The sequence below is a fragment of the Herbiconiux sp. FW305-C-125 genome, assembly GCF_058783455.1.
Genome location: NZ_JBYSYO010000006.1, coordinates 93,973 through 105,012 on the forward strand (window position 1 = coordinate 93,973; position 11,040 = coordinate 105,012).

The 11,040-nt window shown below is 72.8% G+C and carries 14 protein-coding genes; 6 read left to right on the forward strand and 8 right to left on the reverse strand.

The genetic code is table 11. The features are described 5' to 3' along the window. Positions 1-6: 6 nt before the first annotated feature. The 5 genes from AC3WLB_RS15545 to AC3WLB_RS15565 form a co-directional block, all read right to left on the reverse strand. Positions 7-726 (reverse strand): DJ-1/PfpI family protein, encoded by a 720-nt coding sequence (locus AC3WLB_RS15545; protein ID WP_492507462.1) that lies wholly within the window; start codon positions 724-726, stop codon positions 7-9. Beyond that, positions 723-1,148 carry a hypothetical protein gene (locus AC3WLB_RS15550; protein WP_492507464.1) on the reverse strand — a complete coding sequence of 142 codons (426 nt, stop codon included), beginning with the start codon at positions 1,146-1,148 and terminating at the stop codon, positions 723-725. The genes AC3WLB_RS15545 and AC3WLB_RS15550 overlap by 4 nt, the downstream gene beginning before the upstream one ends. Continuing rightward, positions 1,145-1,606, reverse strand: coding sequence for a hypothetical protein (locus AC3WLB_RS15555; RefSeq protein ID WP_492507466.1), 462 nt, complete (start codon positions 1,604-1,606; stop codon positions 1,145-1,147). The genes AC3WLB_RS15550 and AC3WLB_RS15555 overlap by 4 nt, the downstream gene beginning before the upstream one ends. 83 nt (positions 1,607-1,689) lie before the next feature. Next, a complete protein-coding gene (locus AC3WLB_RS15560; protein WP_492507468.1) occupies positions 1,690-2,136 on the reverse strand; it encodes a MarR family winged helix-turn-helix transcriptional regulator in 447 nt (148 codons plus the stop codon). Positions 2,137-2,218: 82 nt separating this feature from the next. Next, entirely contained in the window at positions 2,219-3,460 is a 1,242-nt protein-coding gene (locus AC3WLB_RS15565) for an MFS transporter (protein WP_022894897.1), read from the reverse strand. A 57-nt stretch (positions 3,461-3,517) separates the two neighbouring features. Here AC3WLB_RS15565 and AC3WLB_RS15570 point away from each other — a divergent pair, with 57 nt between their 5' ends. Next, positions 3,518-4,225, forward strand: a complete 708-nt coding sequence (locus AC3WLB_RS15570) for a GntR family transcriptional regulator (protein WP_492507470.1) — start codon at positions 3,518-3,520, stop codon at positions 4,223-4,225. A 56-nt stretch (positions 4,226-4,281) separates the two neighbouring features. Here AC3WLB_RS15570 and AC3WLB_RS15575 read toward each other — a convergent pair whose 3' ends face one another. Then, positions 4,282-5,061 (reverse strand): alpha/beta fold hydrolase, encoded by a 780-nt coding sequence (locus AC3WLB_RS15575; protein ID WP_492507472.1) that lies wholly within the window; start codon positions 5,059-5,061, stop codon positions 4,282-4,284. A 48-nt stretch (positions 5,062-5,109) separates the two neighbouring features. On the opposite strand from AC3WLB_RS15575, the gene AC3WLB_RS15580 reads away from it, so the two are divergent. Together AC3WLB_RS15580 and AC3WLB_RS15585 are read left to right on the forward strand one after the other, a co-directional pair. Beyond that, the gene (locus tag AC3WLB_RS15580; RefSeq protein WP_492507474.1) at positions 5,110-5,544 is read left to right on the forward strand and encodes a YchJ family protein; all 435 of its coding nucleotides are present in this window, start codon (positions 5,110-5,112) and stop codon (positions 5,542-5,544) included. A gap of 55 nt (positions 5,545-5,599) precedes the next feature. Beyond that, positions 5,600-6,793, forward strand: coding sequence for an alpha/beta fold hydrolase (locus AC3WLB_RS15585; protein ID WP_492507476.1), 1,194 nt, complete (start codon positions 5,600-5,602; stop codon positions 6,791-6,793). 15 nt (positions 6,794-6,808) lie between these two features. Here AC3WLB_RS15585 and AC3WLB_RS15590 read toward each other — a convergent pair whose 3' ends face one another. Beyond that, complete coding sequence (locus AC3WLB_RS15590; protein WP_492507478.1) at positions 6,809-8,647, reverse strand: heavy metal translocating P-type ATPase; 1,839 nt, start codon at positions 8,645-8,647, stop codon at positions 6,809-6,811. A gap of 198 nt (positions 8,648-8,845) precedes the next feature. On the opposite strand from AC3WLB_RS15590, the gene AC3WLB_RS15595 reads away from it, so the two are divergent. The 3 genes from AC3WLB_RS15595 to AC3WLB_RS15605 all read left to right on the forward strand — a co-directional run bounded on the left by AC3WLB_RS15595 (position 8,846) and on the right by AC3WLB_RS15605 (position 10,276). Continuing rightward, on the forward strand, positions 8,846-9,145 hold the full coding sequence (locus tag AC3WLB_RS15595) for a hypothetical protein (protein ID WP_492507480.1): 300 nt from the start codon (positions 8,846-8,848) through the stop codon (positions 9,143-9,145). 47 nt (positions 9,146-9,192) lie between these two features. Further along, positions 9,193-9,540 carry a hypothetical protein gene (locus AC3WLB_RS15600; RefSeq protein ID WP_022897224.1) on the forward strand — a complete coding sequence of 116 codons (348 nt, stop codon included), beginning with the start codon at positions 9,193-9,195 and terminating at the stop codon, positions 9,538-9,540. Positions 9,541-9,610: 70 nt separating this feature from the next. Continuing rightward, positions 9,611-10,276: a DUF5701 family protein gene (locus tag AC3WLB_RS15605; protein ID WP_492507482.1), complete on the forward strand. Its 666-nt coding sequence runs from the start codon at positions 9,611-9,613 to the stop codon at positions 10,274-10,276. A gap of 109 nt (positions 10,277-10,385) precedes the next feature. Here the strand turns inward: AC3WLB_RS15605 and AC3WLB_RS15610 are convergent, their stop codons facing one another. Beyond that, on the reverse strand, positions 10,386-10,922 hold the full coding sequence (locus tag AC3WLB_RS15610) for a DUF3800 domain-containing protein (protein ID WP_492507484.1): 537 nt from the start codon (positions 10,920-10,922) through the stop codon (positions 10,386-10,388). Positions 10,923-11,040 lie beyond the last annotated feature (118 nt).

Genomic DNA, 11,040 nt, shown 5'->3' on the forward strand with positions numbered 1-11,040 from the left:
CCGTTCTCAGCTCGGCCTCGGGATCGGTGCCGACGGGCCGGCGGCCCGCCAGACCGTGCCGCGGCGTTCGGTCTCGAAGTAGTGCTCGGTGGCGGCCGCGACCTGCGGGCCGATCAGGCGCTCGATCACGTACAGCGCGCCGTCGAGCGACGAGGTCACGCCGCCCGTGGTGATGAGGTCGCCGTCGTCGACGACGCGAGCGCGCACCACCTCGACGCCGGTGGCCTCGAGCATCCCGTTGCCGAGCATGTGGGTGACGGCGTGCCGGCCCTCGAGCAGGCCGCCCATGGCGAGCGCCAACGAGCCGCCGCAGACCGCGAGCACCGTGACCTGCGGATGCGCCAGCGCCTGCGCCATGAGCGGTGTCACCTCGGTCTGCGCGACGGCGGCGAGCAGGATCGGGATGCCGGGCCGCTCGTCGTTCTCGCCCTCGTCGCCGACGGGGCCCGCGACGCCCGGCACCACGATCACGCCGGGCCGTGCCGGATCGAGGGCCGCGGTCGCCCGGAGCGAGACACCGGGCACGCCGCTCGACACCTCGCGGGGGCCCTCCGCGCTGACGAGCTCGGTGGTCACGACCCCGCCGGCGAACTCGCCCGCCGCGACGAAGGCCTCGAGCGGGCCGAGCGCATCCATCGGGTCGAACGCGTCGATGAGCAGGATCTGCACGTGCAGGGCGGCCGCATCCGATGGCGGTGGGAGGTGCGCCGGGTCGTGGGTGGTCACGAGGTCACTCCGTTCGAGGGATCGGGAGTCGGGGTCGGGCGGCTCGCGAGGGCGTCGTCGTCATCGGGCGTGGAGGCGACGACCGGGGCCGAGGCGGGGCGGTGGCGCAGGCGCCAGACGGCGAGCGCGCCGCCCACGACCGGCACGAAGCCGAGCGCGCGGTCGCGGCGGCGCAGGCCCGGCGCGAAGACGGCGATGGCGACCACCGCGAGGTACACCGCGCCGTGCACCGGCCCGATGGCCTGGGCGATCGGGCGGACGTGCAGCAGCGCGAGATTCACGAGCAGCAGGCCGAGCGTCGCGATCTCGGCGACCGAGAGCACGAGCAGCACCACGAACAGCGCGCGGCCTGCCGGCGGTGCGGGTGACGAGACCCCGGCCGGCGCGTCATGCCCCGGCTCGTCGTGGCTGCGCGCGGTCACGAGGTGTACGCCGATCCCGGTCGCACGATCATGAGCACCACCACGACGACCCACAGCAGGTTGAACACTCCGGCCAGCATGGCGAGACCCGCGAGGCGCCGCCGGGCGGGCGGATGCGCGATCGCCGCCGCCTGCGCGGGCACGATCCGGAAGGCCAGCAGCGCCCCCGCGACCGCCGTCAGCACCATGGCGATCGTGATCCAGATCTCACCGAACCGCTGCTGCACGAGGGCGAGCGCGATGCCGATCACGGGCACCGCGACCCCGAGCACTCCGTAGACGCGGGTGATCCGGTGCAGCGCGAGCGCCACCCGAGACGACCGTCCGTCGTCGCGGTCGTCGCCCGGCACCGGGTCGGCCACCGGCACGTAGCGCGGGAACACCGAGCACACCACGGCCACCGGGCCGACGAAGAGGATGCCCGCGAGAACGTGGGCGGCGAGCAGAAGTGCCTCCACGACCAACCTTCAGCTTGACTGATAGTGGTATCAGGCTAACTGAAGGTTGGTGCTCCGGCAAATCGTCGCGAGCGGGGGCGCCCTCATCGGGGCGGCGGCACGCCCATCCGTTCGTGCAGCACCGCTTCGAGCGCGGCGGCGAGGGAGTGGGTGCCGGGGGTGGCGAACAGGCGTCCGTCGAGGGCGACCACTTCCCGTTCGATGGCGACGAGCATCCGCTCCCCCCGGGTCGCGATCGTGAGCCGGGCGGCGAGGCCGGTGGCGTCGACCGCGGAATCGACGAGTTCCGCCTCGACGAGCGAGGCGATGAGGGCGTGCACGCTCTGCACGGTGATGCCCGACCGCCGCGCCAATTCGCTGTACGAGATGCCCGGCGTGCCCTTGATGTGGCCCAGCACGCCGTACTTGCGCACCGTCAGGCCGTGCGGCTTCAGCACCGCCGTCAGCTCCGCCTCGACCGAGCGGCTGAGCGTGAGCAACGCGATCGTCGGACTGAACTGCGGCCTGCCGCCACCCGCCACCTCGGACATTGCACCACCCTACCGAGCCCGCCTCCCCCCTCCCGGCCCGCAGCATCCGTCGTTCTGGTGTGCACCACCCGGCGCGCCGCCGTCAGAGGCGGTCGTGCTCGGCCGCGGCGCGCGGGATGAGGGGCAACGCCACCGCCGGGAAGAGCGCCACCGCCACGAACGCCAGCGGGAAGCCGACCAGGCCGATCAGCGCCCCGATGCCCGGCCCGACCGCCGACGCCCCGAGGAACTGGGCGGTGTTCTGCGCACCGAGCGCTCGGCCCGCCCACGCCGACCCGGCGACCTCGGCCACCGACGTGAACGCGAGGCCGTTGTCGGCCACGGTGATCGTGGTGGCCAGCACGAACATCACCGCCACCACCGCCCACGGCGCGGCGATCAGGTCGAGGCCGGCCAGCAGCAGCATCGCGATCGCCGCCGCCAGGGCCACGTAGGCGAGCGGGCGCACGCGGCTGCCCATCCGGTCGCTGAGCACCCCCACCCCGATGCGACCGATCGCACCCACGAATTGGGCGACACCCACCAGCACGCCGGCCGTGAGCGCGTCGACGCCGATCTCGGTGATGAGCCACACCAGTCCGAAGGTCGAGAGGGTGAACTGCGGCACCACGAGCAGCACCGAGACGGCATGGATGCGCCACAAGAACCCGCTCGCCCGGTAGGGGTTCGCGGCGCGGGGCGCGGGCGCATCCGTCGCTCGTGGGGCAGCGGGAGCGGCTGCGCGGGGCGGGTTCACCACGCCGATCGCGCAGGCGACCGCGAACACCGCGGTCAGCGCGAACGGCAACGCCAGCGCGGCCCCCACCCCGTCCGCGCTCGCGAGGCCGGGCACGAAGACGGCGGCGATGGTGACGCCGAGCGGCTGGGCCATCTGGCGCACGCCCATTGCGAGACCCCGGCGGTCTTTCGGGAACCAGCCGACGACCACTCGTCCGCTCGCCGCGTTCGTGCTGGCCGAGGCGGCACCGCCGAGAAAGAGGAAGAGGCCGAGCGCGACGTAGCCCTGCGCCTGCACCGCACCGAGCGCCGCGAGCGCGGTGAGGGCGAGGCCACCGGCGATCACCCACTTCTCGCCGATGCGGTCGGCGAGGGCGCCCCAGGCGATGAGGGTGAGCACCATGCCGATCGTGGGAGTGACGGCCAGGAAGCCGGCTTCGGCGAGGGTGAGCCCCCGCTCGGTGTGCAGCAGCGGGATGAGGAAGGCCGGAGCGCTGACGAAGACCGTGCCGGAGATCTGGGCGCCGAGGCCGAGGGCGAGGACGGTCCAGGCACGGGCGGCCTGCGGGAACGGCGTGCGGGATTGAGGTTGCGTTCTGGAGTGCACTATCCTGACGGTACACCATCTTGGTATCCCAAACTGGTCGACCACATTGGAGCCCCCGTGACACCGTCGATTCCGCAGGCCGCCGATACCTCGTCGCAGACGCAGGTGCTGTTCGAACGGCTGCGGTCGGCCGTGCTGAACCTCGACCTGATGCCCGGCCAGCGCCTCACCGAGCGCGGACTGGAGGCGAGCTACCACGCCTCCCGCACCCCGGTACGCGCGGCTTTGATGCGACTGGAGAGCGAGGGTCTCGCCCAGCGCGACGGGCGCGGCTGGATCGTGGCGCCGATCGACCTCGACGAGATCGGGGCGCTCGCGGAGTTGCGGGAGGCCGTCGAGACGGCGGCGGTGCGGTTGGCGGTGGTGCGGGCATCCGATGCCGACATCGAGGCGCTGGCCGAGTTGCTCGAGAGCACGCGACCGGTGGGCGACGAGGAGGAGGGGGTGCGGGCCGGCGGCGACTTCCACGGCGAGCTCGCCTCGCTCTCGGGCAACGCGCCGATGACCGACGCGGTACGCGGTGCCATGACCCGGCTCGCCCGCACCCGCTGGCTCGAGGTGCGCACGCCCGAGTCGCGCGAGCACGCCTGGGCCGAGCACCGCGCCGTGCTGGCGGCGCTGCGGGCGCGGGATGCCGATGAAGCGGCGCGGCTGCTCGGGGCGCACATCCGCTCCACGAACGAGCGACTCGTCGCGCACCTCGCCGCCGACCGCCGGCGCCTCCGCGCGCGCGGCCTCGCGGTGCTCCCGGCGGCGGCGCCCTGAGTCCACCGCGGCCCCGCGCCCCGGCCCTGAGCCCCGAGCCCGAGCCCCGAGCCGGGTCAGCGGTGGGCCGCGAAGAAGTCGACCGTGGCCGACTTGAACACCCGGGAGGTGATGGCATCGAGGTGGTTGCGCCCCGGCAGTTCGAGGTAGCTCGCGTTCGGCAGGGCCGCCGCCAACGCCGCCGACTCGGCCGCGATGTCGTCGTCCGCGCCGGCCACGACGAGCAGGTCCTGCCGAGGCACCCGGGTGCGCGGGCGGAAGCTCGACCGCCGCACCGCCTCCGCCAACCGCAGCAGTGCGTGCGGGTCGTTCGACGGGCTCGAGCGCATCATCGCGAGGTACCGGGCGGTGACAGCGTCGGTGGCGACGCCACCGCGTTCGACCGCGGCGCGGGCCTCGGCGACGTCGAAGCCGGCGAAGGAGCCGGCGACGGGCAGCCCGCCCAGCACGAGCGATCGCACGCGCTCCGGATGCCGCACCGCCAGCTCCCACGACAACCGCGCTCCGAGCGAGTACCCCAGCACCTGAACGCTCTCGATCCGGAGCTCGTCGAGCACGGCCACTAGATCGGCTCGGAGAGTGGCCGGCGGGTAAGCGCTGATGGCACGCGGACGGTCGCTCCGGCCGTGCCCGCGCAGGTCGACCGCCACCCCCGAGAACCCGGCCTCGCCGAGCGGACGCGCCCAGCCCGCGCGCAGCCAGTTGCCCGCCGCGCTCGATGCGAAGCCGTGCACGAGCAGCACGGGCGGATGCGCGGCCTCCCCGAACCGCTCGAACGCGACCCGCACGCCGCCCACGCGCACCTCGCCCATCTCACCCACCCGCACCTCGCCCACCATTCGAGCCTAGGCGTGCGGGCGAGGCGGGTCACCGATAATGAAGACGTGCCCACCGCATCCGCCGCAGCGTCGCCTCTCGACGAGTCGATGCGCTGCCCGTGCCTCAGCGGTGCGGTCTACGGCGAGTGCTGCGCGCCGTACCATCTCGGCGTCGCGCAGCCTCCGACGGCCGAGCGGCTCATGCGCTCGCGGTACGCGGCCTTCGCGGTCGGCGATGCGGAGTACCTGCTGGCGACGTGGCATCCGCAGACCCGGCCCGCCGCCCTCGAGCTCGACCCGGCGCTGCGCTGGTTCCGTCTCGACATCCTGGCGCGCACGGGCGGCGGCGTGCTCGACACGACCGGCACCGTCGAGTTCGAGGCCCGGTACCGGGTGCGGCCGGGTGCCGAGGCCACGGCCGCGCCGAGCGCCGGCGTGCAGCACGAGAACAGCCGCTTCGCCCGCGTCGACGGGCGGTGGGTCTATGTCGACGCCGCCTGAGCTCCCGCCGCCGGGCCGAGCTGACGACGCACGCGGACGCGGGCGGGGGCGCATCGTGGGGCGCGTATTCGCCGGCGTCGGCCTCGTGCTGGCGATCGCCGTCGGGCTCGGCATCGCGACCGGGTATTGGACCGCCGACCGCCGCCTCGCCGAACTGGCGCTCGACCAGCACGATCTGGCCCAGTTCTACCGCGTGCCCACCCCGGCGCCCGCTGCCCCGCCCGGCACCATCCTCCGTTCGGAACCCATTCCGGGCGGCCCGAACGGCGCGAAGGCCTGGCGCATCCTCTACCACTCGACCGATCTCAACGGCGGCGACATCGCGGTGTCGGGTGTCGTCGTCGCCCCTGACTCCCCGCCCCCGCCGGGCGGCCGCCCCGTCGTGTCGTGGGGGCACCCCACGACCGGTGCCGCCCAGAAGTGCGCGCCCTCGCTCGCCCTCGACCCGTTCGAACTGATCGAGGGTCTGCAGCAGTTGCTCGACGCCGGGTACGTGGTGGTCGCGTCCGACTACTCCGGCATGGGCGTGAGAGGTCCGGATTCCTACCTCATCGGCGCGACCGAGGGCAACAACGTGCTCGACGCCGCGCGCGCGGCGCACGCGCTCGAGGGCGCCGGCGCCGGCACCGACCTCGTGCTCTGGGGTCACTCGCAGGGCGGTCAGGCCGTGCTCTTCGCCGCGCAGGAGGCCCCGCACTACGCCCCCGACCTGCGGCTGCGGGCGGTCGCGGTCGCGGCTCCGGCCACCGACCTGGCCGAGTTGCTCAAGGCCGACGTGGGCGACGTCTCGGGGGTCACCATCGGCTCCTATGCCTTCGCGGCCTACGCCGGCGTCTACGGCCCCACGGTTCCGGGTGCGACCCTCGACAGCATCCTCACGCCGGAGGGCGCCGCGGTCACCGACCAGATGGCGGCCCTGTGCCTGTTCACCGAGAACAAGCAGCTGCACGAGATCGCCACACCCTTGATCGGCCACTACCTGACAGCAGACCCCGCCACCACCGAGCCCTGGGCCACCCTGCTCGCCGAGAACACGCCGGGCGGGGTGCGGCTCGCCGCCCCGCTCTTCGTGGCGCAAGGCGACACGGATGCGCTCGTGCGCCCCGAGATCACCGCCCAGTTCGTGCAGGCCCAGCACGACCTCGGCACCGACGTCACCTTCGAGACAATCGCCGACACCGGCCACGGCCTCGTCGCCCTGCGCGCCATGCCGAAGCTGCTCGAGTGGCTGAAGGCGACCTCGGGCTGAGCGGGCCGACCGCGGTCACCCGCGCCGGCCACGGCGCACTGCACGACCCCGCCCGCGCAGCGCGTTGAGGATGCAGACGAGGTCGACGACCTCCTGGATGCCCGCGCCGACCGCGGCCGGGATGACGCCGAACGCGGCGACCAGCATCAGCCCGACGCTCAAGACCACGCCGATCCAGATGCTCTGCAGCGCGATCCGCACGCTGTCCTGACCGATCTCGACGGCTCTTGCCGCGGCCGACAGGTCGTCCAGCAGGATGACCACGTCGGCGCTGTCGCTGGCCGCCGTCGCGCCGCGGGCCCCCATCGCCACGCCGATGTCGGCCGTCGCGAGCACCGGAGCGTCGTTCACGCCGTCCCCCACCATGACGACGGGGCGGTCGGGCAGGGCGGCCACCTCGGCCACCTTGTCGGCGGGCAGGCACCCGGAGCGCACCCGATCGATCCCGGCCTGGGCGGCGATCGAGTCGGCCGTGGCCGCGGCGTCACCGGTCAGCATGACGACGTCCCGGATGCCCAGACGTCCCAGCTCGGCGATGGTGGCCCGCGCCTCGGGCCGAAGCGGGTCCTCGGCGACGATGGCGCCGGCGAAGACGTCGTCGACCGCGACGTAGACGGCCAGCTCGCCGCCGCCCACGGGCACCTCCGCCGCCGACGGTGCCCGCGCGGCGACGAAGGCGAGCTTGCCCACGCGCACGTCGGCGCCGTCGATACGCGCTTCGACGCCCGCGGTCGCGACCTCGCGCGCCGAGTCCGCGTGCTCCAGCTCCACCCCGTCACCGCGCGCGCGATCGACGATGGATGCCGCCAGCACGTGGCTCGAGTACTGCTCGGCCGACGCCGCCAGCCGGAACAGGTCCTCGGCCGAGAATCCGTTGCGGGTCTCGATCCGGGTGATCGCCGGGCGGCCCTCGGTGAGGGTTCCGGTCTTGTCGAACACGACGCTGCGCGCTCGCGCCAGGCGCTCGAGCACCGCGGCGCCTTTGACGATGATCCCGCTCGCGGCGGCCCGGCTCATGCCCGCGAGGAATGCGATCGGCGCCGCGATGATGAGCGGGCAGGGCGTGGCGAGCACGAGCACCTCGGCGAAACGCACCGGGTCGCCCGACACCACCCAGGACGTCACCCCGATCAGCACCGCGGCAGCGGTGAACGGCAGCGCGAAGCGATCCGCGAGTCGCACCACGGGGGCCGGATGCGCGGCGGCCTCCTCCACCAGGGCGACGATGCTCTGGTACTGGCTGTGCCGCGCATCCGCCGTCGCGGTGATGGTGACCGCGGTCGCACCGTTGACCGACCCGCTCAGCACCGGGTCCCCCACGGAGTGCTCCACCGGGAGGCTCTCGCCGGTGATCGACGACTCGTCGAACTCCGCCGGGCCGCCGTCGACCACCACCCCGTCGACCGGCACGATCTCGGCCGGGCGCACCAGCAACCGGTCACCCACCGCCACCTCGCCGACGGGGATCTCCCCGATCTCGCCCGACCCGGCGGCGATGCGATGCGCGGTGCGAGGTGAGCGGTCGACCAGCCGGGCGAGTTCGCGTTCGGCGCGAGCGCTCGCCCAGTCTTCGAGCGCCTCGCCGCCGGTCAGCATCAGCACGATGATGAGCGCCGCGAGGAACTCCCCCACCAGCACGGTGGAGCAGATCGCCAGCACGGCGAGCACGTCGACGCCGACGACGCCCTGCCGGAGGCGGCGCACCATCCGCACGGTCTCCACCACGGCGATGGCCAGGGCGTAGCCGCCCACCAGCACGTCGCCCGCCACCGTCCACCCCGCGAACCACACGGCGATCGCGACGAGCCCGACCCCGACGGTCGCCGCCACCAGCGGGTAGCGGATGCGCCTCATCCCGGCTCCCTCCTCTGCGCCGGGCATGGCGTCGCCGGCGCCCGGGAGTGTGTCCCCCACCCTGCCGCCGGGAGCGTCCGTGCGGAAGGGCCGGAGGTCCCGCGGCGTGCTGGTCGGTGCTGCCATCTCGGTGGCCCGGGTTGCGGATGCGCGAAACGGGCGCACGATGGAGAGCAGCGAAGCGAGATCGGAGCCCCCATGACCACGGACGACCACGACACCTTCGGCGGCGTCACCGACCCCGATCCAGAGGGCTCGGCCGCGCCCGGCGGCACCGCCTCCGGGAGCGCGCCCGACGGAACCCCCTCGCCGGCCGCCGGTGCCGACGAGCACGCCGACAACCCGCATCCGGATGCCGACGGGGAGCAAGTCGGCACCGAGCAACCCAGCACCGAGCAGACCGGCAACGACCCCACCGGCACCATCACGGACCCCGACCGCCCCGACCCGGCGGCCCCCGACGACCCCACCGGGGTCATCGACCCCAAGGCCGATTGACCGCCACCACCACTATCGCCATCACCGCGTCCGACAGGAGAACGCCGATGACCGTCAAGCTGAACCGCGCCGCCGTGACGCACGCACGCGAGCTGATCGAAGCGGGAAAGGTCGTGCGCGACGAACGCGACGACTGGAGCGAGGCCGCGCCGAGCGCCGCCGACGAGAACGACTTCATCGAGAAGCACGGCTACGGGGAGTACGCGAAGTGGTTCCTGGGGGTCGACTCCGAGAAGTCGGAGGAGACGAAGGGGCGTTACAGCTTCCCGTACGGCGACTTCGCGAAGGTGCGGCGAGGTGGCGTGATCTCGCTGGAGAGCCGTGCCGCGCAGAACGACCACGACGACATCGCGAAAGCCGCGAAGCGCCTGCTGAACGAGATCGACGGCGTGTAACTCCGCGGGAAGTTTCGGCGGGGCGTCGCGGTTGCCTTGAGCACCCCCGCGACGAAGAGGTGCCGACCGCATGACCATCACGCCCGTCTCGATGACCCCCACCCCGACCGTGCGCGAGCAGGTCGACCGCCTGATCGACGCCGGCCTCGCGGCCGCCGCGGGCGTGAGCGCCGAGGAGTTGCGCAGCCTCGCGTCCGGCCTGCGGGGCGGCCCGGCGTCGATCCTCGCCGTCCATCCGCGGCTCGCGCCGGCGAGCGCGCTCGTGCCGTTGCTCAGCCGCAACGGCAAGCCGGGCTTCGTCGTGGGCGACCTGACCGACCTCGACGAGTTCACCGCGATCGACGGCGTCGGCCTCCCCGATCGGCCGCTCTACCTTCTCCATGACATCGACCGCGGCGACGACCTCGCGAATTGGAGCCCCGCGGAGGCGCTGCCCGAGCTCGCGGCGCGTGGCCGGCGCCCGCTGACCGTGCACGAGGGCATCAGCTGGCTGCTGCAGCAGCCCGAGCAGCTCCAGCCCGGCAAGTGCTTCATGACGATCGGTTCGCGCCTCGTCCGCGACGGCCGGTTGGATGCGCGCACTCCCGCCATCTGGATCTCGAGCGGCACGGGCCGAGACGGCCGCGCCCGCCGGGGCGCCCCGAAGCTCGGCTGGTGCTGGGCGCGAAACCGCCACACCTGGCTCGGCTTCGCCTCCACCCCGCGCATGTCGGAGCTGTCGGATACAATGCTCTGAGCAGGATGCTTTCGGGCCTCCCGCACCTAGCCAGGCCCCTCGAGCGCATGCCGCCGAGGGGTTCTGTGTTCTACGCGATCTTCCCGTCTGATTGATGAAGCGACCGCCGTCACGGCCGCCATATGTAGAAGAAGCGAGTGGCTTTCATGACGTCGAGCCAGATGTGCTCGACTGCCCGGGCAGACCGCGGGTCGCTCTCGACGACGGTCTCGTGTCGATTGACGAAGTAGGTCGCCACGTCGGATATCTGTAGGAGCCTGCTGGAGTGTGACGGGCCGAAGTAGATCGTGTCAGCGATGCGCTCGACGGGATTGCGGGTGTAACCAGAGGCACTGGCTGCTTTGAACTTGCGCAGGTTCCGCCGGCTGTCGGGAGCCGAATGACGCTCGTCAGCGACAACGAGCGCCATGACATCGGCGCCTCCGTCCTTGCGAACGACCTCATCGATCGATTCGAATGACTGAGCCGTGCACAACGCGTGAGGCGGATGCGCACGCGCACGGTAACGTCTTTCCAGCGCCCGGACGTCCACACCCCGGAGGACGAAGCGCGCGCCGGACCGGGCAAGCGTCCTCGCCACCAGCTTGCAGGCCTTCACACGCCAACCGAGCGGCACGTCGGCCCACGCGTTCTCGCCATGAAACATCTCGTAGCCGTGAAACTCGATCTCAGGATCGAACCCCGGGACATCGCCGCGATCATTCGTCCGATGTGGTCGAGACCAGCCTCGATCCTGACGATGGCAACTCCGTCGACGATCACCG